General features: G+C 72.5%; 19 protein-coding genes. 7 read left to right on the forward strand and 12 right to left on the reverse strand.

Features of this window, described 5'->3' with window-relative positions; genetic code table 11:
• Positions 1-58 precede the first annotated feature (58 nt).
• The 6 genes from HLI28_RS15860 to HLI28_RS02210 all read right to left on the reverse strand — a co-directional run bounded on the left by HLI28_RS15860 (position 59) and on the right by HLI28_RS02210 (position 7796).
• Positions 59-1291 carry an alpha/beta hydrolase fold domain-containing protein gene (locus HLI28_RS15860; RefSeq protein ID WP_171245842.1) on the reverse strand — a complete coding sequence of 411 codons (1233 nt, stop codon included), beginning with the start codon at positions 1289-1291 and terminating at the stop codon, positions 59-61.
• Positions 1292-1321: 30 nt separating this feature from the next.
• Positions 1322-3337, reverse strand: coding sequence for an ABC transporter ATP-binding protein (locus tag HLI28_RS02190; protein ID WP_171245843.1), 2016 nt, complete (start codon positions 3335-3337; stop codon positions 1322-1324).
• Positions 3334-5085 (reverse strand): ABC transporter ATP-binding protein, encoded by a 1752-nt coding sequence (locus tag HLI28_RS02195; protein ID WP_171245844.1) that lies wholly within the window; start codon positions 5083-5085, stop codon positions 3334-3336. Before HLI28_RS02195 ends, HLI28_RS02190 begins: the two co-directional genes overlap by 4 nt.
• 117 nt (positions 5086-5202) lie before the next feature.
• Entirely contained in the window at positions 5203-6378 is a 1176-nt protein-coding gene (locus HLI28_RS02200; protein ID WP_343035572.1) for an SPFH domain-containing protein, read from the reverse strand.
• A gap of 36 nt (positions 6379-6414) precedes the next feature.
• Positions 6415-6906: an NfeD family protein gene (locus HLI28_RS02205; RefSeq protein WP_171245845.1), complete on the reverse strand. Its 492-nt coding sequence runs from the start codon at positions 6904-6906 to the stop codon at positions 6415-6417.
• 92 nt (positions 6907-6998) lie between these two features.
• Positions 6999-7796: an ABC transporter ATP-binding protein gene (locus tag HLI28_RS02210; protein ID WP_171245846.1), complete on the reverse strand. Its 798-nt coding sequence runs from the start codon at positions 7794-7796 to the stop codon at positions 6999-7001.
• A gap of 97 nt (positions 7797-7893) precedes the next feature.
• Here HLI28_RS02210 and HLI28_RS02215 point away from each other — a divergent pair, with 97 nt between their 5' ends.
• Positions 7894-8661, forward strand: a complete 768-nt coding sequence (locus HLI28_RS02215; protein ID WP_171245847.1) for a hypothetical protein — start codon at positions 7894-7896, stop codon at positions 8659-8661.
• 15 nt (positions 8662-8676) lie between these two features.
• Here HLI28_RS02215 and HLI28_RS02220 read toward each other — a convergent pair whose 3' ends face one another.
• Entirely contained in the window at positions 8677-9255 is a 579-nt protein-coding gene (locus HLI28_RS02220; RefSeq protein ID WP_171245848.1) for a hypothetical protein, read from the reverse strand.
• Positions 9256-9299: 44 nt separating this feature from the next.
• The gene (glgA, locus tag HLI28_RS02225; protein WP_343035573.1) at positions 9300-10526 is read right to left on the reverse strand and encodes a glycogen synthase; all 1227 of its coding nucleotides are present in this window, start codon (positions 10524-10526) and stop codon (positions 9300-9302) included.
• Positions 10527-10593: 67 nt separating this feature from the next.
• On the opposite strand from glgA, the gene glgC reads away from it, so the two are divergent.
• Together glgC and serB are read left to right on the forward strand one after the other, a co-directional pair.
• A complete protein-coding gene (gene glgC, locus HLI28_RS02230; protein WP_171245849.1) occupies positions 10594-11838 on the forward strand; it encodes a glucose-1-phosphate adenylyltransferase in 1245 nt (414 codons plus the stop codon).
• Positions 11831-12553: a phosphoserine phosphatase SerB gene (gene serB / locus HLI28_RS02235; RefSeq protein ID WP_246246262.1), complete on the forward strand. Its 723-nt coding sequence runs from the start codon at positions 11831-11833 to the stop codon at positions 12551-12553. Before glgC ends, serB begins: the two co-directional genes overlap by 8 nt.
• 19 nt (positions 12554-12572) lie before the next feature.
• On the opposite strand, the gene HLI28_RS02240 is transcribed toward serB, so the two are convergent.
• The 3 genes from HLI28_RS02240 to fabG are packed head-to-tail and all read right to left on the reverse strand — an operon-like array spanning position 12573 to position 14694.
• Positions 12573-13130: a SixA phosphatase family protein gene (locus HLI28_RS02240; RefSeq protein WP_171245850.1), complete on the reverse strand. Its 558-nt coding sequence runs from the start codon at positions 13128-13130 to the stop codon at positions 12573-12575.
• Between the two features lie 10 nt (positions 13131-13140).
• On the reverse strand, positions 13141-13908 hold the full coding sequence (gene fabI, locus HLI28_RS02245) for an enoyl-ACP reductase FabI (protein ID WP_171245851.1): 768 nt from the start codon (positions 13906-13908) through the stop codon (positions 13141-13143).
• A 60-nt stretch (positions 13909-13968) separates the two neighbouring features.
• Positions 13969-14694, reverse strand: a complete 726-nt coding sequence (gene fabG / locus HLI28_RS02250) for a 3-oxoacyl-ACP reductase FabG (RefSeq protein ID WP_343035574.1) — start codon at positions 14692-14694, stop codon at positions 13969-13971.
• A gap of 170 nt (positions 14695-14864) precedes the next feature.
• Here fabG and HLI28_RS02255 point away from each other — a divergent pair, with 170 nt between their 5' ends.
• Genes HLI28_RS02255 through HLI28_RS02265 form a run of 3 tightly spaced genes read left to right on the forward strand, consistent with a single transcriptional unit; the run spans position 14865 to position 16350 of the window.
• Positions 14865-15221, forward strand: a complete 357-nt coding sequence (locus HLI28_RS02255; protein ID WP_171245853.1) for a DUF3099 domain-containing protein — start codon at positions 14865-14867, stop codon at positions 15219-15221.
• Complete coding sequence (locus tag HLI28_RS02260) at positions 15221-15460, forward strand: hypothetical protein (protein WP_171245854.1); 240 nt, start codon at positions 15221-15223, stop codon at positions 15458-15460. Before HLI28_RS02255 ends, HLI28_RS02260 begins: the two co-directional genes overlap by 1 nt.
• Entirely contained in the window at positions 15457-16350 is an 894-nt protein-coding gene (locus tag HLI28_RS02265; protein ID WP_171245855.1) for an SURF1 family cytochrome oxidase biogenesis protein, read from the forward strand. Before HLI28_RS02260 ends, HLI28_RS02265 begins: the two co-directional genes overlap by 4 nt.
• On the opposite strand, the gene HLI28_RS02270 is transcribed toward HLI28_RS02265, so the two are convergent.
• Entirely contained in the window at positions 16323-17921 is a 1599-nt protein-coding gene (locus HLI28_RS02270; protein ID WP_171245856.1) for an ABC-F family ATP-binding cassette domain-containing protein, read from the reverse strand. The two genes, HLI28_RS02265 and HLI28_RS02270, sit on opposite strands and share 28 nt — an antisense overlap.
• A 138-nt stretch (positions 17922-18059) precedes the next feature.
• Between HLI28_RS02270 and HLI28_RS02275 the strand changes: the two genes are divergently transcribed.
• On the forward strand, positions 18060-18920 hold the full coding sequence (locus tag HLI28_RS02275) for a formate/nitrite transporter family protein (protein ID WP_171245857.1): 861 nt from the start codon (positions 18060-18062) through the stop codon (positions 18918-18920).
• The last annotated feature ends 28 nt before the right edge of the window (positions 18921-18948 follow it).

The following is an 18948-nucleotide window of genomic DNA, read 5'->3' on the forward strand; positions in this document are numbered from 1 at the left end:
ACTCCTGAACCCGTCGACGCCGTCGGCTCGTCGAGCGCCGTCGGCGGAGCCCACCGCCTCAGGACCCCGAGAACCACCGCAGCGTCAGCTCGCGCCAGGTCTGGGTACCCACTCCCCCGGGGGCGACGTCGAAGGCGTGCCCGGCCCGCGGCAGCTCGACCAGCTCGTGCTCCACCCCGTGCCGGGCGAGCACGTCGGCGAGGTCCTGCGCGCCGGCCGGCGGGACGAGACGGTCCGCCGTCCCGAGCATCATCAGGGTCGCCGGCGCCCCGGCGGCGACGTGCTCGGCCGGCGTCACCGCGGCGTAGCGCTCGGGCACCTCGGTGGGGGTCCCGCCCGTGTACCGCTCGGCCAGCACCCGTGCCCTGCTCCCGACGACCGGGTCGGTATTGTCGTGGAAGGCCACCGGGTCGGCCACGGGAAAGAGCGTGCTGACGGCGGCGACGCGGGGCAGGTCGCCGGGGCAGGCGGGTTCGATCTCCCCGGTGGTGGCGCGGTAGGCCACGTCCAGCGCGACGTTGCCACCGGCGGAGTCCCCGGCGAGGTGGACCGCGGTGCCGTCGCCGCCGTGCTCGGCGGCGTGCCGGCCCACCCATACCAGCGCGCACGCCACCTGCGGCTCGACGACGTCCCAGCGGTGGTGCTCGTCGTCCGACAGCGGGTAGTCGACGCTGACGGCCAGGAAGCCCTGCTGCGCGAACCAGGCGGCGTGCGAGGCCGTGGTCGGCTGCAGGCGGTTCTCGGTGGCCCACCCGCCGCCGTGCACGAGCACGACCACGGGCGCCGGGGCGTCGTCCCCGCCGGTGCGGGGCAGCCAGACGGACAGCTCCTGCGCCTCGCCGTCCTGCTGCCCGTAGGTGGCGTGCAGGTCGGCGGACACGTCACCCCGGGACACGGCGAACAGCTCGCCGATCCGGACGGCGACGTCGTGGTGCTGGGCGACGAGCAGCTGCTGGGTCACGACGACGAACGCGCACACCGTGGTGACGACGCCGGCCGCGAGCACCAGGACCCGCGCCACCGACGCCCGGCGCAGCAGCGCGATCGTCCCCAGCACGACCACGACGATCCCCGCTGCCACGAACCACACCGCCCAGGGAGACACCGCCACCCCGACGTGCCCCCACCAGGGGGTGCCGGGAACCAGGGCGCCGGACGACAGGACCGCCAGCGGCAGGGCGACGGCCAGCAGCACGCCGACGGCGAGTCCGCCGCCACGCGAGGGGCGGCCCGGCCCGGCCGTGGCCGCGGACGTCGGCTCCTGGTCGGGACGGGTGTCGGGTGCGGTCACGCGCTCCACTGTGGCACGCGCGGCGGCGTCTCACGCACCGGAACCGCCGTCGGGCTCGTCCGTCATCGGCGCGGCGAACTGGCTCGCGTAGAGGCGGGCGTAGGCGCCGCCCGCCGCGAGCAGACCGTCGTGGTCGCCCTGCTCGACGATGCGGCCGTGCTCCATGACCACGATGAGGTCGGCCTCGCGGATGGTGGACAGCCGGTGGGCGATGACGAACGAGGTGCGCCCGGAACGCAGGGCGTTCATCGCCTCCTGCACGAGCACCTCGGTGCGGGTGTCGACCGAGCTCGTCGCCTCGTCGAGGATGAGGATGTCGGGGTCGGCGAGGAAGGCCCGCGCGATCGTCAGCAGCTGCTTCTCGCCGGTCGACAGCGCGGCGCCGCCCTCGTCGAGGACCGTGTCGTAGCCGTCGGGCAGGGTGCGCACGAACGGGTCGACCGACGTCGCCCGCGTGGCCGCCAGGAACTCCTCGTCGGACACGTCGCGGCCCTCGCGCACCCCGTACCGGATGTTCTCCGCGATCGTGCCGTGGAAGAGCCACGTGTCCTGCAGCACCATCCCGATCCGGGACCGCAGCCCGTCGCGGGTCATCTCGCGCGTGTCGACGCCGTCGAGCAGGATCCGGCCGCCGTCGACCTCGTAGAACCGCATGACGAGGTTGACCAGCGTCGTCTTGCCGGCCCCCGTCGGCCCCACGATCGCGATCGTGCGGCCGGGCTCGGCCACGAGGTCGAGGTGCTCGATGAGGGGTTCGTCGGGCACGTAGGAGAAGGACACGTCGTCGAACTCGACCCGCCCGCGCACCGTCGCCGGGTCGCGCGCCGGGTCCGGGTCGGGCTGCTGCTCCGGGGCGTCCAGCAGCTCGAAGACCCGCTCGGCCGAGGCCACCCCGGACTGGAGCAGGTTCATCATCGAGGCGATCTGGCTCAACGGCTGCGTGAACTGGCGCGAGTACTGGATGAACGCCTGCACGTCCCCGATCGAGAGCTGACCCCCCGCGACGCGCAGCCCGCCGATGACCGCGACCAGCACATAGTTGAGGTTGGCCAGGAAGCCCATGGAGGGCTGGATGGTCCCGGAGATGAACTGCGAGCGCCGCGTCGCGTCGTGGACGGCCTCGTTCTCCCGGGCGAACGTCTCGGCGGCGTCGGCCTGGCGCCCGTAGACCTTGACCAGCGCGTGACCGGTGAACATCTCCTCCACGTGCGCGTTGAGCCGGCCGGTGGCGGCCCACTGCTCGACGAACTGCGGCTGGGAGCGCCGTGCGATCGCCATGGTCAGCAGGATCGAGACCGGCACGGTCACCAGGGCGACCAGGGCCAGCACCCAGGAGATCCAGAACATCATGGTCAGCACGCCGACCACGGTCAGCACGGCGGTGACGAGCTGGGCCAGGGTCTGCGTGGTCGTCTGGGCGACGTTGTCGATGTCGTTGGTGACGCGGGACAGGATGTCGCCGCGCGCCTGGCGGTCGACGTAGCTGAGCGGGATCCGGTGCAGCTTGGCCTCGACCTCGTCACGCAGCCGCCGCACGGTGTTCTGCACGGCGACGGTCATCAGCCGTGCCTGCCACCACCCGAACAGGAAGGCCCCCGCGTAGACCGCCGCGACCGTCGTGAGGATCTGGGTGAGCTGGGTGACGTCGATGCCCACCCCGGGCACGACGCCGTTCATGGCGGCGACCATGTCGGCCTGGTTGACGTCGCCGGCGACCCTCAGCTGCTCGACGGCCTCGGCGGTGGTGGTGCCCGGCGGCATGGCGCGCCCCAGCATCCGGCCGACCACGCCGGCGAAGATGACGTCGGTCGCGTCCCCGAGGAGCTTGGGGCCCAGCACCGTGAGCACGACCGAGACGGTGCCGCACAGCAGCAGCACGGTGACGCGGACGCGCTCGGGCCGCATGACGGCGGCGAACCGGCGCAGCGAGCCGGTGAAGTCCAGCGGCTTGGCCGTGGGCATGCCGGCGACGGCCCGGGGCCCGTGCGCCCCGGCGGGCGGCCCGGGCGGTCGGGGCGGCGGGCGGTGCGCCGCCGGCCCGCTCATCGTGCCTCCTCCAGGGACATCTGCGAGGTGACGATCTCGGCGTAGGTCTCGTTCGAGTCGAGCAGCTCGGTGTGCGTGCCACGGCCGACGATGCGGCCGTGGTCGAGCACGAGGATCTGGTCGGCATCGCGGATGGTGGCGACGCGCTGGGCGACGACGAGCACCGTGGCCTCGGCGGTCCGGGGTCGCAGCGCCGCGCGCAGGCGGGCGTCGGTGGCGTAGTCCAGGGCGGAGAACGAGTCGTCGAACAGGTAGACCAGCGGTCGCCGGATCACCGCGCGGGCGATGGCGAGCCGCTGGCGCTGCCCGCCGGAGAAGGTGGTCCCACCCTGGGACACCGGGGCCTGCAGACCCTCGGGCAGCGCCTCGACGACGTCGCGGGCCTGGGCCACGTCCAGGGCCTCCCACATCTCGGCCTCGGTGGCCTCGGGCCGGCCGTAGCGCAGGTTGTCGGCGATCGTGCCGGAGAACAGGTAGGCCTGCTGGGGCACCAGGCCCAGCACGGAGCCGAGGTCCGCGAGGGACAGGTCGCGCACGTCGACGCCGTCGAGACGGACCCGACCCCCGGTGGCGTCGTAGAGGCGCGGCACAAGGTTCAGCAGCGTCGTCTTGCCGGACCCGGTGGACCCGATGATCGCGGTCGTGCGGCCGGGCTCGGCGGTGAAGGTGAGGTCCTGCAGCACCGGGGCGTCCGCCCCGGGGTAGCCGAACCGCACGCCGTCGAAGGTCACCCGGCCCCGCGGCCCGGCGCCGTCGGACAGGCGCGCGAGGGCGACCGGTGCGGCAGGCTCGACCACGGAGGACTCCGTGGCGAGGACCTCGCTGATGCGGCCCGCGGCGACGGACGCCCGCGGCACCATCATGAACATCATCGTGGACATCATCACCGCCATGAGGATGAACATGATGTAGCTGAGGAACGCGATGAGGGAGCCCACCTGCAGCGACCCGTCGGCGACCTCCCCGGCCCCGAACCAGAGCACCGCCACCTGGGACAGGTTCATGATGAGCATGACCGTCGGGAAGGCCAGCGCCATCAGCTTGCCGGCCCCGAGCGAGACGTCGTAGAGCCGGGTGTTGGCCGCGGCGAAACGTTCCGCCTCGGCCCACTCGCGCACGAACGCGCGCACCACACGGAGACCGGTGATCTGCTCACGCAGCACGCCGTTGATCGCGTCGATGCGGGCCTGCATGGCCCGGAAGTAGGGCACCATGCGCCACAGCAGCAGCCCGAGGGTGGCGCCGAGGACGGGCACCACGACCAGCAGCAGCAGCGACAGGCTGCCGTCCTCGCGCAGGGCCATGACGACGCCGCCGACCATCATGATCGGCGCCACGACCATGATGGTGAACGTCATCAGGACCATCATCATGACCTGCTGGACGTCGTTGGTGGTCCGGGTGATCAGCGACGGTGCCCCGAACTGCCCGAGCTCGCGGGCGGAGAACCCCTGGACGGCGTCGAACAGGTCGCGGCGCAGGTCACGGCCGAACGCGGTGGCCGCCCGGGCGCCCAGGAAGATCGCCCCGACCGCGCAGACGACCTGGCCCAGGGAGACGACCAGCATCCAGCCGCCGACCCGCAGGATGTAGCCGGTGTCCCCCTGGACGACACCCTGGTCGACGATGTCGGCGTTGAGCGACGGCAGGTACAGCGTCGCGAGCGTCTGGACGAGCTGCAGCACCAGGAGCACGACGACGGCGCCGAGGTAGGGGCGCAGGTAGCGCCGGATCAGCGCGACGAGCATCGCGGCTCCTGGGTCCGTGTCGGGCGGTGCACCCTCAGCCTGGACGCGGCGGGCCCCGCCGTCCACTGCTGGACGGCGGGGCCCGCCGGGCGTGCCGCGAGGACGCCACGGGTCACGTCACTGCTGCGGGGGCTCGTCGTCGCCCAGCGGACGCGGCCGGGGCGACGGCGGCGTGGCGGGCGGCTGCTCCCCCGCCGGCCGCTGGCCCCGCTCGACCGACGGGTCGAAGGGTGCGCCCGAGCGGGTGCCCGAGCTCGTGGCGTCGGCCGTGGCCGCCTCGGCCTGGCGGCGGGCCTCGGCGAGCGCCTCGCCCGGGTCCTGCAGCCCGGCCTGGCCCAGGGCCGAGGCCAGGGCTCCCGCACCGCCGCCGTCCTCGTCGTCGCTCGGCTCGGTGGGGATCCCGGGCGTGCCCGGCGTCCCGCCGAAGCCCTTGGCGACCGAGCTGAGCGCCGCGGTGAACTCGGTCGGCACGACCCACATCTTGGACGCGGTGCCGTTGGCGATCTGCGGCAGCATCTGCAGGTACTGGTACGCGAGCAGCTTGGGGTCCGGGTTGCCCTGGTGGATGGCCTCGAAGACCTGGAGGATGGCGCGGGCCTCACCCTCGGCCTGCAGGATCGCGGACTGCGCGTTGCCCTCGGCCCGCAGGATCTGGGACTGCTTCTCGCCCTCGGCGGTGAGGATCTGGGACTGCTTGACACCCTCGGCGGTGAGGATGGCGGCGCGGCGGTCGCGCTCGGCACGCATCTGCTGCTCCATCGCACCCTGCACCGAGGCCGGCGGGTCGATGGACTTCAGCTCGACCCGGTTGACGCGCACGCCCCAGCGGCCCGTCGCCTCGTCCAGGACGCCGCGCAGCTGGCCGTTGATCTGGTCACGGCTGGTGAGCGTCTGCTCGAGGTCCATCGACCCGACGACGTTGCGCAGGGTGGTGACGGTGAGCTGCTCGATGCCCTTGATGTAGTTCGAGATCTCGTAGACCGCCGCCTTGGGCTCGGTGACCTGGAAGTAGATGACGGTGTCGATCTCCACCACGAGGTTGTCGGAGGTGATCACGGGCTGCGGGGGGAACGACACGACCTGCTCGCGCAGGTCGACGCCGGCGCGCACCTTGTCGATGAAGGGCACGAGCCAGTGCAGGCCGGGGTCGAAGGTCTTCTGGTAGCGGCCCAGACGCTCGATGATCAGCGCGGTGGCCTGGGGGACGACACGGACCATCTTGAACAGCGCCGTGACCACGAAGATCACGAACGCGAGCAGGACGACCCAGCCGATGATGGTGGCGAGTTCCACGAAGCACTCTCTTCCGTTGTGGGTGGAGCGAGACGATCAGGCGAGCCGTCCGCCGTCGTCGGTCGTCGGCGCGCTCGGCGAGGACGCGGGCGTCACGACGGCGGTCGCGCCGTCGATGGCGACGACCCGGACCTCCACGCCCGCGGGGATCCGGTCGGTGCTGTTGGGGACGCCGTCGTCCGGCAGCCGGGCCGACCAGACCTCACCGGAGAGCTTGACGCGGCCGCCGGTCTCGGTGACCTCCGCGAGCACGACCGCCGTCCGGCCCACCTGGGCGGCGGCGTTGGTCTCGACGAGGTCCGTGCGCTGACGCAGGTTCTGCAGGAGCCAGGGGCGCAGCACCGCCAGCAGCAGCACCGCCACCACGCAGGCCACGATGATCTGGAGCCACACGGGTCCACCTCCCGCCGCCGTGAGGCCACCGGCGACCGCGCCACCGGCCAGCATGATGAAGACCAGGTCGAGGGAGATCATCTCGACGACCGCCAGGACGAGCGCCCCCGCGATCCACCACAACCAGCCGTCCATCACGCCTCCGACCTCACCGTCTGCTTTGCTCCGAATTTACCAAACGGGAGCGTTCCCGGACAGAGGCCGGCGGGAGTGTCGCGCCGGGCGTCTCAGCGACCGGCCGGGCGCGCGGCACGCGCGAGCCACCGGCCCCCGCCGTGCGCGACCAGCAGCTCCATCCCGAAGGCCTTGGAGAGGTTCTCGGCCGTGAGGACCTCCTCGATCGGTCCCGCGGCCTCCACGGTCCCGTCGCCCATCAGCAGCAGGTGGGTGAACCCGGGTGGGATCTCCTCGACGTGGTGGGTCACCAGCACCAGCACCGGCGAGGCGGGGTCGCTCGCGAGCTCGGCGAGCGCGCCGACGAGCTCCTCGCGGCCGGCCAGGTCGAGCCCGGCGGCCGGCTCGTCGAGCAGCAGCACCTCGGGGTCGGTCATCAGGGACCGCGCGATCTGCACCCGCTTGCGCTCACCCTCGGAGAGGGTGCCGTAACGGCGGTCGACCAGGTCGTCCACGTCGAAGGCGGCGAGCAGGGCCCGGGCCTGCTGCTCGTCGAGCTCCTCGTACTCCTCGTGCCAGCGGCCGGTGACGCCGTACGCCGCCGTCAGCACGACGTCGCGCACCGTCTCGTCGGCCGGGATCTTGTCCGCCAGCGCCGCCGAGGAGAACCCGATCCGCGGGCGCAGCTCGAAGATGTCCGTCGCGCCCAGCCGCTCGCCGAGCAGGGTGGCCGTGCCCGACGTCGGGTGCGACCGCGCGGCGAGGATCTGCAGCAGGGTCGTCTTGCCGGCCCCGTTGGGCCCGAGGACGATCCAGCGCTCCCCCTCGGACACGGTCCAGTCGATCGAGTCGACGATGGTCGAGGTGCCGCGTCGGACGGTGACGCCCTGCAGGTCGAGTACCGCGCTCATGGTGCCCGACCCTACCGGAGCCAGCCCCGCCCGCGGACCGCCGACCAGCACGCGCCGCTGCGAGCGCACCGGCGTCGCGGGCGTCTATCGTGCTGGGGTGGAAGCGACGAACCTCCTGCCGCGCAGCGTGGTCCTGGCGCTGTGGCTCCAGGCCGTCGGCGCCTCGCACGGTGTCGCCGTGCGGTCGGTCACCGACGACGACGAGCCCCACACGGTCGTCGGGCTGCCGGGCGCCGGCGCGGACCCGGGCACGCTGACCGAGCTGGTCGCCGCCTTCACGGCCGGCCCCCGGGAGGTCTGCGCCCTGCTGCCCGCGCCCGGCGACCCGTCCGGAGTGCCGGCCCCTGCCGCCCACGACGCCGTGGAGTCCGGCGAGTGCGTGCTCGTCGCCACCCCGGCGGGCTCGTGGGCCCTGGTGCCACGCGTGACCGCGTTCGGCAGCGCGCTCGAGCCCGGGCACCTGGTGTCGTGGGAGGTCATCACGGTGCCGCTGTGGTCGACACTGGTGGCCGGGACGGTCGGCTCCCTCGCGGACGCCGAGCGGGAGCTGCGCAGCAGCCTCGTCGTGGCCACCGAAGCCCTGGACTCCCTGGACGTCGCGCGCTGGCGTGACGACGCCGCCGATGCCATCGAGCGGCTGCGGCACTCGACGACGGCCGGCTGGCCCGTCCCCGAGCTGGAGGGACGCCGGGCGCGGGTGCTGCAGCTCGCCTGGCGCCTGCTGCAGATCGTCGAGCTCGCGACGGCCGACGACGGCGGCGCCGTGAACCTCTGGCAGGCCGACCAGCGCTCGACGGCGCTGCGAGAGGTCGACCGCACGGCCCGGCGCGCCCTGGGGGCGGCGACCTACGCAGCGGTGGGATGACCCCACGCGCCCTGCTCAACCCTGCAGGGTGCCCACCGCGTCCGGCACGCCCTGGAACAGCACCCAGAGCAGGACGGCGACCGACACGGGCAGCGCGATGCGCCCCAACGTCTCGGCCAGCGCGAGCTGGCGTCCCAGGAGCCCGCAGCGGGCCACGGCCTCGCGCTGGACCGCGTACGACCAGCGCACCGACCGGTACCCCGCGGACAGGTGGGTCAGGTCCATCAGCCGCCGCCAGCGGGAGGTCGCCTCCGTCCCGGCGACCCAGGCGCCCCGCGCCAGCGGCGCCGAGACGACCAGAGCGGTGAGGTTGACGACGAGACGCAGCGCCAGCCCGGCGGCGAGCACGACCAGGGGGGACAGGACGAGCGCCCACAGCCGGGAGGGGTCGGTCAGCTCGACCGGGTTCGTCAGCTGGTCCAGCTCCTCGGCCGTCAGGTCCCCGCTCGACAGGGCCACCGCGAGACCGAGCACCATCAGCGGCCAGACCGCACGGCGCATCGCACGCAGCACGAGCAATGTCGCCGCGTCCCCCGTGCCCGCCCGCAGGAAGGCCGCCGGACGGACCTTCTCCTCCGGGCTCAGGGCGCGCACGCGGACATCCTCCCAGAGCCCCTGGCGACGACGACGCGCCGGGCTCACGTCGCCAGCACGCGCCGGTACACGTCCATGGTGCGCTCGGCGATCGCGGACCAGGCGAAGTGCTCCTGAGCACGACGCCGGCCGGCGGCCCCCATCTCGGCGGCCCGGGCGGGGTCGCCGGCCAGGTCCGTCAGCGCCGCCGCCAGGTCCCGTTCGAACCGCTCGGGATCGAGCGGCGTGCCCGTGCCGTCGTCGGACTGCTCGATCGGGACCAGGGTGCCGGTGACGCCGTCGTCCACGACCTCGGGGATGCCGCCGGTGGCCGTCCCGACCACGGGGAGCCCGACGGCCATGGCCTCCAGGTTGACGATGCCCAGCGGCTCGTACACCGAGGGGCAGACGAAGACGGTCGACGCCGCCAGGACGGCGCACAGCTCGTCGCGCGGCAGCATCTCCTCGATCCAGACGACCCCCGCCTCGGGTCCGCCGCCGCGGGCGTCGCGCAGCTCGTCGACCAGCCCGCGCACGTCGGCCATGATCTCCTCGGTGTCCGGGGCGCCCGCGCACAGGATCACCTGCACCTCGGGCGGCAGCTGGGCCGCGGCGCGCAGGAAGTGCGGCAGCCCCTTCTGCCGGGTGATCCGCCCGACGAACACGACGGCGGGCCGCTCGGGGTCGATCCCGCGGGCCGCGGCGACCCGCGCCACGGCGTCCCGGTGCGGGCGGACCCAGCCGTCCAGGTCGATGCCGTTGTGCACCACGTGCACCCGGTCGGGGTCGAGCTCGGGGTAGCAGCGCAGGATGTCGGCCCGCATCCCGGCGGAGACGGCGATGACACCGGCCGCGCCGAGGTAGGCCGTCCGCTCGGCCCAGCTCGACACGGCGTACCCGCCGCCGAGCTGCTCGGCCTTCCAGGGCCGCAACGGCTCCAGCGAGTGGGCGGTCACCACGTGCGGGACGTCGTGCAGCAGCCCGCCGAGATGGCCGGCCATGTTGGCGTACCACGTGTGGGAGTGCACCACGTCGGCCCCGCCGACGTCCTCGGCCATCGCGAGGTCGACGCCGAGCGTGCGCAGGGAGGCGTTGGCCGCGGTCAGCGTGCCGGGCACGTCGTAGCCGGTCACGTCGTCGGCGTCCGGTCGCGGGCCGTCGAAGCAGCGCACGCGCACCTCGGCGTGGTCGCGCAGCACGGCCGAGAGCTCGGCCACGTGCACGCCGGCGCCACCGTAGACGTGCGGGGGGTACTCGCGGGTCAACAGGTCGATGGTGGGTCGGGTGCTCACCCGTTCAACATAGCGTCGCCCGCCGCGTCGTGCGGCATGCACGCCGCCGAGGTTCTAGGGTCGACCCATGGCGTCGTCACATCCCCGGGTCCTGGCCATCGTTCTCGCAGGCGGCGAGGGCAAACGACTCATGCCGTTGACGGCACAGCGTGCGAAACCCGCGGTGCCGTTCGGCGGGATCTACCGGCTCGTCGACTTCGCCCTGTCGAACATCATCAACTCGCAGTACCTGCACGTGGTGGTGCTGACGCAGTACAAGTCGCACTCGCTGGACCGGCACATCTCCAAGACCTGGCGCATGTCGCCCCTGCTGGGCAACTTCGTCTCCTCGGTCCCGGCCCAGCAGCGCGTCGGCAAGCACTGGTACCTCGGTTCGGCCGACGCGATCCACCAGTCGCTCAACATCATCGAGGACGAGCGTCCCGACATCGTCGTCGTGGTCGGGGCCGACCACGTCTACCGCATGGACTTCTCCCAGATGGTCGAGGCGCACGTCGAGTCCGGCGCCCGGGCGACCGTCTCGGCGATCCGCCAGCCCATCGCCCTGGCCGACCAGTTCGGCGTCATCGACGTCGACCCGCAGGACCCGACGCGCATCCGGGAGTTCCTCGAGAAGCCCGTCAACCCGGTGGGCCTGCCGGACTCCCCCACCGAGGTGCTGGCCTCGATGGGCAACTACGTCTTCGACGCCGACGCCCTGGTCGAGGCCGTCACCAAGGACGCGGCGAACCCGGACTCTCGGCACGACATGGGCGGCGACATCATCCCGGCCTTCGTCGGCGAGGGCACGGCCGGCGTCTACGACATGATCCGCAACGACGTGCCCGGGGCCACCGACCGCGACCGGTACTACTGGCGCGACGTCGGCACGATCGACGCCTACTTCGAGGCGAACAAGGACCTCATCGCCGTCCAGCCGGTGTTCAACCTCTACAACGAGGACTGGCCGCTGTACACGGGGTACACGGGACTGCCACCGGCGAAGTTCGTCCACGCCGGGCCCGGCCGGCTGGGGCACGCCGCCGACTCGATCGTCTCACCTGGTGTCCTCGTCTCCGGCGCGACCGTCGCGGGGTCCATCCTGTCCCCGGGCGTGCACCTGCACTCCTGGGCGACGCTCACCGACTCGGTCGTGATGGACGGCGTCCAGGTGCACCGGCACGCCCAGGTCCACCGCGCCATCCTCGACAAGAACGTGGTGGTGGACGAGCGGGCCCGGATCGGCGTCGACCACGAGGAGGACCGGGCCCGCGGGTTCACCGTCACCGACTCGGGGATCACCGTCGTCCCGAAGGGTACTCACGTTGCCTGACAGCGCCCCGACGCGCCTGCCCGAGCACTCCACCGCACGGCCCCGCCCGGGGCGGCTGGTCGTGACCGACGTCGACTCGACGTTCCTGACCCAGGAGGTCATCGAGCTCATCGCCGAGCACGCAGGCACCCGCGAGCAGGTCGCCGCGGTGACCGAGCGGGCGATGCGCGGCGAGCTCGACTTCGCCGACTCCCTGCGCGAGCGGGTCGCCACCCTCGCGGGTGTCCCCGTCAGCGCCCTGGACGCCGTCCGCGAGGCCGTGGTGCTCACGCCGGGCGCGGAGGAGCTCGTGGCCGAGGTGCGACGTCGCGGGTGGGAGTTCGGCCTCGTCTCGGGCGGTTTCGCCGAGGTCCTCGAGCCGCTGGCGACGTCGCTGGGGATCACGCGCTGGCGGGCCAACCGTCTCGAGGCGGTCGACGGCGTGCTGACCGGTCGCACGACCGGGCCGGTCGTGGACCGCGCGCTCAAGGAGGCCACGCTGCGGCAGTGGGCCGCCGAGCTCGGGCTGTCGATGGCGGACACCGTGGCGGTCGGGGACGGCGCGAACGACCTGGACATGATCGACGCGGCCGGGATCGGGATCGCCTTCGCGGCGAAGCCCGCCGTGCGGGAGCGGGCGCCCTACAGCCTCGACGGCCCGCGCCTGGACGCGGTGCTGCGGATCGTCGACACGGTCGACGCACGGCGGCCCGCCGCGGACACGCACCCGTCCTGAGACGACGGGTCGGCTCGTCTCAGGAGGGCCGACCCACCCGCACCAGGGTCGCGCTGTTCTTCCCCCACCGCGACCAGGGCAGGTCCTCGGCGTGCAGGACGGAGTAGGTCGCCGTCGGCACCCCGACCCGCACCTGGGCGAGCGCGGCGTCGTCCGAACCGGGGGCCGCCAGGTAGGCCGCCGTGGCGGCCATGGTCGGCTCGTGCCCGACGACGAGAACCGTCGTCACGTCGTCGGCGGCGCCGCGGACGAGCTCGAGCACGTCCTTGACGCTGGCGGCGTACAGCTCGTCGCGCACGTCCACCGTGATCGACTCGTGCGACGGCAGGTGCGCGGCGGCCAGCTCCCAGGTCTGGCGGGTGCGCAGCGCCGAGGAGACGAGCGCCAGGTCGGGGACGAGGTGGGCCGCGGTGAGGGCCGACCCGACCCGACCGGCCTGCTTGCGTCCCCGCAACGCGAGCGGTCGGTCGGCGTCCGGGACGGGGTCGCTGCCCGGTTCGGCCTTGGCGTGCCTCAGCAGCACGAGACGGCGCCCCTCGCGCGGGACGTCCGGCGTGTGCGTCGACGACACGTTCATCGGGCCGAGATCACTGTCCCATCGCGTGCAGGCCGCCGTCGACGTGCACGATCTCGCCGGTCGTGGCGGGGAACCAGTCGGACAGCAGCGCCACGACCGCTCGTGCGGCCGGCTCGGCGGTCGTCTGGTCCCACCCCAGCGGGGCGCGCTTCGGCCAGGCGTCCTCCATGGTCTCGAAGCCCGGGATGGACTTCGCGGCGGTGGTGCGGATCGGGCCGGCCGAGACGAGGTTGGCCCGGATGCCCTCCGGGCCCAGGTCGCGGGCGACGTACCGGTTGGCGGACTCCAGACCGGCCTTGGCCACACCCATCCAGTCGTAGACGGGCCAGGCGAACTGGGCGTCGAAGGTCAGGCCGACGTACGAGCCCCCGTCGGTCATCAGCGGCCGGGCCGCGGTGATGAGCGACTTGTAGGAGAACGTCGAGATCTGGACGGCGGTGGCGACGTCGTCCCACTCGGCCGACAGGAAGTTGCCGCCCATGACGCTCTGGGGCGCGAACCCGATGGAGTGCACGACCCCGTCGATCCGGTCGGTGTGCTCCCCGACGCGCTCCGCGAGCGCCGCCAGGTCCTCGCCGCTGGTGACGTCGAGCTCGACGACGGGCGCGGTGACCGGCAGGCGCTTGGCGAAGGCCTGGGTGAGCTTCATCTGACGCCCGAAGGACGTCAGGACGACCTCGGCGCCCTCCTGCTGGGCGAGGCGTGCGGCGTGGAAGGCGATGGAGCTGTCCGTGAGGACGCCCGTGACGAGCAGCTTCTTGCCGTCGAGCAGAGCCATGGTGACCTTTCGGTGAAGTTCTTTCCGGAGCGTACTGGGTGGGGATGCCCGAGGGACAGTTCAGTGCCCCATGCCGAGGCCGCCGTCGACGGGCACGACGGCGCCGGAGACGTAGGCGGCGGCGTCGGAGGCGAGGAACTCGACGACCCCGGCGATCTCGGCGGGGTCGGCGAACCGTCCGGCCGGGATGGAGGACTTGTACTTCTTCTGGGTGTCCTCCGGCAGGGCCGCGGTCATGTCGGTCTCCACGAACCCCGGGGCGACGACGTTGGCGGTGATCCCGCGTCCGCCGAGCTCGCGGGTGATCGACCGGGCCATGCCCACCAGGGCGGCCTTGGTCGAGGAGTAGTTGACCTGCCCGGGGCCGCCGTAGAGGCCGACGACGGAGCCGATGAGGACGATCCGTCCGGCACGCGCACGGATCATGCCCTTGGAGGCGCGCCGCACGCACCGGAAGGTCCCGGTGAGGTTGACGTCGACGACCTGCTCGAACTCCTCGTCGCTCATGCGCATCAGGAGCTGGTCGCGCGTCACGCCGGCGTTGGCCACGAGGACGGTCGGCGCGCCGAGCTGTTGCTCGATCTCGGTGAACGCGGCGTCGACGGCGGCGCTGTCGGTGACGTCGGCGACGAACCCGTGCACCCCCTCGGGCAGGTCTCCCCCGCGGTAGATCGTCGCGACGGTGTCGCCGGCGGCGACGAAGCGCTCCGCGATCGCCCGCCCGATGCCGCGCGCGGCCCCGGTCACGACCACGGTGCGACCACCGGTTGCTGCCTGCTCTGCCACGGGATGCTCCTCTCGACGACGGGCCGTGCCCGGACGCACGACGTACGCCGCAGCGACCGTACCCGGTCGGCGCCCCCCGGCCGCGCTGACGGCGCGCCACATGTCACGCCCCGGCGTTGTGGGAACCCTCCAAAATCCGGACCATCGCCAAGCCGCCGTAGACTGACCGGGTGAGTACGTCCAGCCCGTCCGAGGTGCACTCGATCACGGCCGTCCCGACGAACCTGACGGACGACCAGCACCGGCGCATGCGCACGTACCTCATCCAGATGGGTCTGCGCGTCGTGCTCATCATCACCGCGGCGCTGTTCGTCGACGGCTGGCTGCTGTGGGTGTTCGTCGCCGGGGCCGTGATCCTGCCGTACACGGCCGTGCTCTTCGCGAACGCGGGTCGCGACCGGTCGGCCCGGGACGTCGAGGCCGTCCCGCCGACGATGCCGCCCGAGCTGCCCGCGAGCGCCTCGGCCCCGCAGGAGGAGATCCGCATCGTCGAGCAGACCGACGACCCCGACCGGAAGGACGACTGATGGACGTGCTCGGCCTGGGGGCCGACCCCGTCGCCGACGACGCCCTGGTCTGCTCCGCCAAGGGCTGCCACGCGGACGCGCGCTGGGGTCTGCTGTGGAACAACCCGCGGCTGCACACGCCCGAACGGCGCAAGGTGTGGCTCGCCTGCGACGACCACCGCGACCACCTCGAGCAGTTCCTCGGTGCCCGGAGCTTCTGGAAGCAGACCGTCGGGGTCGACGAGCTGGAGCGTGCGTGAAGCGGACCCGCCGTCAGTGGGTCACGCTCGGTCTGGCCGCCGTGCTGCTGGCGTCCCTGTGCGTCCTGGCCGCCTTCTGGCAGTGGCACCGGTACACCGACCGCCAGGCGCAGATCGACCTCGTCGAGACCAACTACACCGCCGCGCCGGAGCCGCTGTCGGCGTTCGTGACCGGCCCCGGGGACACCCTCGCTCCTGAGGACGTGTGGCGGCCGGCCGAGGTCACGGGCGAGTACGTCCCGGAGAGCACCGTGCTGCTGCGCAACCGGCCGGTCGGCGGCACGCCCGGGTTCCACCTGCTGGTCCCGCTGCGCACGGAGCTGGACGGGCAGGAGACGGTACTGGTGGTCGACCGCGGTTTCGTCCCCCTGGGTGCGGACGCCACCGAGCCGGCCCTCGTCCCGGAGCCGCCGTCCGGCGAGGTCACCGTGACCGTGACGCTGCGCGCCGACGAGCCGGCCTCCGACCGGGGCGCGCCGTCGGGCACCGTGGTGCGGATCAACACCGACCAGGTGCTCGCCCGGGGCCCGGAGGGCGGCTCGTGGGCGCAGGGCGCCACGGTCGGCGCCTACGGGCAGCTGCGTGCCGAGGACCCGGCCGCTGCCGAGACCCCGGTGGCGCTCCCCCGCCCGGACACCGACCCCGGCTCCCACCTGAGCTACACGTTCCAGTGGGCGATCTTCGCCCTGGGCGCCGTGGGTGGCTACGTGCTGCTCTGGCGCCGCGAGACGCGTGCCGCGACCGTCACCGCCGGGGAGCTGCTCGCGGCGGAGGACCCGGCGGGGACGTCACGGCCTCGGCGTCAGCGTCGCCGCCGCGTCGACGAGGACTACGAGGACGCCCTGGTGGACGCCGCCCAGCATCAGGCCAGGGACACCAGCTCGGCGTAGTCGTCCGACCACAGGTCCTCGTCGCCGTCGGGCAGCAGCAGCACCCGCTCCGGGTTCAGCGCGTCGACCGCACCGTCGTCGTGGGTGACCATGATGACGGCACCCTCGTAGGTGTTCAGCGCCCCGAGGATCTCCCGGCGCGAGGCCGGGTCCAGGTTGTTCGTCGGCTCGTCGAGCAGCAGCACGTTCGCGCTCGAGACGACCAGCGTGGCCAGCGCCAGGCGGGTCTTCTCCCCGCCGGAGAGCACGTGCGCGGGCTTGTCGGCGTCGTCGCCGCTGAACAGGAACGACCCCAGCGTGGTGCGCACCTGGGTGTCGGTCAGGTCGGGGGCGGCGTGCCGCAGGTTCTCCACGACGGTGGCGTCCATGTCGAGCATGTCGTGCTCCTGGGCGTAGTAGCCCATCTTCAGCCCGTGGCCCGGCAGGATCTCGCCCGTGTCCGGCGTCTCCACACCGGCGAGCAGCCGCAGCATCGTCGTCTTGCCCGCACCGTTGAGTCCGAGGATGACGACCCGTGACCCCCGGTCGATCGCCAGGTCGACGCCCGTGAAGACCTCCAGCGAGCCGTAGCTCTTGGACAGCTCCCGTGCCATCAGGGGCGTCTTGCCGCAGGGCGACGGCTTGGGGAACCGCAGCGCGGCCACCTTGTCCGTCTGCCGCTCGCCCTCGGTGCCGGCGAGCATCCGCTCGGCCCGCTTGAGCATGTTCTGCGCGGCGGTCGCCTTGGTGGCCTTGGCGCGCATCTTGTTCGCCTGGGCGATGAGCGTCTCGGCCTTCTTCTCGGCGTTGGCGCGTTCGCGCCGACGACGGCGCTCGTCCTGCTCGCGCTGCTCCAGGTACTTGTCCCAGCCGAGGTTGTACTGGTCGAGCTCGCCGCGGTTCGCGTCGAGGTGGAAGACCTTGTTCACGCAGGCGCGCAGCAGCTCGACGTCGTGGGAGATCACGATGAACCCCCCGGAGTAGGACCGCAGGTACTCGCGCAGCCACACGATGGAGTCGGCGTCGAGGTGGTTCGTGGGCTCGTCGAGCAGCAACGTGTCCACCCCGGAGAACAGGATCCGCGCCAGCTCGACCCGGCGGCGCTGGCCGCCGGAGAGCGTGTGCAGCGGCTGGGCGAGGATCCGGTCGTCGAGCGCCAGGTTGCTCGTGATGCGGTGCGCCTCGGACTCGGCCGAGTACCCGCCCGCCGCGAGGAAACGCGTCTCCAGCTTCGGGTACCGCTCCAGCGCCGCGGCCTGGACCTGCGGGTCCTCGCTGGCCATTTCCTTCTCGGCCTGGCGCATCCTCGTCATGATGACATCGAGGCCGCGAGCGCTGAGCACCCGGTCCATCGCCACGACGTCGAGGTCTCCGGTGCGCGGGTCCTGCGGCAGATAGCCGATCTCGTTCCCGCGCGTGATCGTCCCGCCCGCCGGCAGCGTCTCGCCCGCCAGGGTCTTGGTGAGCGTGGTCTTGCCGGCACCGTTGCGACCGACCAGGCCGACGCGGTCGCCCGGGGCCACGCGGAACGTGGCCTCGTGCAGCAGGGTGCGCGCGCCGAAGCGCAGCTCGACGCCGTGGGCCGTGATCAAGGCAGGGGTGTCCTTCGAAAGAGTGCGGGGTCGTGCGCCAGTCTACGGCCCGTCGTCCGCGCCGACAGCGACGCAGGTCACCCCTCCGGACCGGTCGCGCTGCGGACCTGCGGCACCCGACCTGAGTACCGTGTGACCATGACCGATCAGGGCAAGCTGTTCCCTGGCAAGCAGTTCGTCTCGACCGTCCTGGACGCCCTCCAGACGAAGACCACGATGAGCGGCGGCCTGGCCCACGTCTATCTCATGCGAGCCGCCATGGCCGGCGTGCTCATCGGGATCATGTACATCACCTACTACTCGGTGATCGCGACGTTCGCGGGGATCGGGGACGGCGACCTGACGGGGCTCGGGAGCATGGTCGGCGCGCTCGTGTTCGGCTTCGCGCTCGTGTTCATCTACTTCACCAAGTCCGAGCTGCTCACGTCGAACATGATGATCGTGTCGGTCGGGCGGTACTACCGGAAGATCACCGCGTGGCGGGGCCTGCGCGTCCTGCTGCTCTGCTACGCGGGCAACATCCTCGGCGGCCTGGCCGTGGCGCTGGCCGTGGTCTCCTCGTCGCTCGGCGACGGCGCCGTGGGCGAGCAGATGCAGCACTCGGTGGACCACAAGCTGGCCTATCTCGGCGAGGGTCTCGTCGGCTGGTCGGACCTGTTCGTCCGGGCGATCCTGTGCAACTTCATGATCAACGTCGGGATGCTGCTCGTCTACAACGGCTTCGTGACGAACGACATCACCAAGGCGCTCGTGATGGTCGTCAGCGTGTTCGTCTTCGCGTTCGTCGGCTTCGAGCACTCGGTCGCGAACACGGCGCTTTTCCTCATGGTCGGGCTGAACCACGGCATCGACGTCGGGCTCGCCCTCGGCAACGTGGCGATCGTGCTCGCCGGGAACTTCCTCGGCGGCGGGCTGCTCATCGGCTACTACTACGCCTTCGCCAACGACGACCGGCGTTACCTGCGCCGGCAGGGAGCCGGTGCGGCGACCGACGCCTAGGAGGCTGTCTCACGCCACGTCCTCAGGG

This window comes from Isoptericola sediminis (assembly GCF_013085345.1).
Lineage (GTDB): Bacteria > Actinomycetota > Actinomycetes > Actinomycetales > Cellulomonadaceae > Isoptericola > Isoptericola sediminis.

What these genes read in the sequence shown, in the direction of transcription:
- HLI28_RS02210 (WP_171245846.1), bottom strand. Translation starts at nt 7,796, where the DNA reads ATGAGCGCGGTACTCGACCTGCAGGGCGTCACCGTCCGACGCGGCACC.
- glgC (WP_171245849.1), top strand. Translation starts at nt 10,594, where the DNA reads ATGGCGTCGTCACATCCCCGGGTCCTGGCCATCGTTCTCGCAGGCGGC.
- HLI28_RS02275 (WP_171245857.1), top strand. Translation starts at nt 18,060, where the DNA reads ATGACCGATCAGGGCAAGCTGTTCCCTGGCAAGCAGTTCGTCTCGACC.
- HLI28_RS02260 (WP_171245854.1), top strand. Translation starts at nt 15,221, where the DNA reads ATGGACGTGCTCGGCCTGGGGGCCGACCCCGTCGCCGACGACGCCCTG.
- HLI28_RS02195 (WP_171245844.1), bottom strand. Translation starts at nt 5,085, where the DNA reads ATGCTCGTCGCGCTGATCCGGCGCTACCTGCGCCCCTACCTCGGCGCC.
- HLI28_RS02205 (WP_171245845.1), bottom strand. Translation starts at nt 6,906, where the DNA reads ATGGACGGCTGGTTGTGGTGGATCGCGGGGGCGCTCGTCCTGGCGGTC.
- HLI28_RS02190 (WP_171245843.1), bottom strand. Translation starts at nt 3,337, where the DNA reads ATGAGCGGGCCGGCGGCGCACCGCCCGCCGCCCCGACCGCCCGGGCCG.
- fabI (WP_171245851.1), bottom strand. Translation starts at nt 13,908, where the DNA reads ATGGCTCTGCTCGACGGCAAGAAGCTGCTCGTCACGGGCGTCCTCACG.
- HLI28_RS02240 (WP_171245850.1), bottom strand. Translation starts at nt 13,130, where the DNA reads ATGAACGTGTCGTCGACGCACACGCCGGACGTCCCGCGCGAGGGGCGC.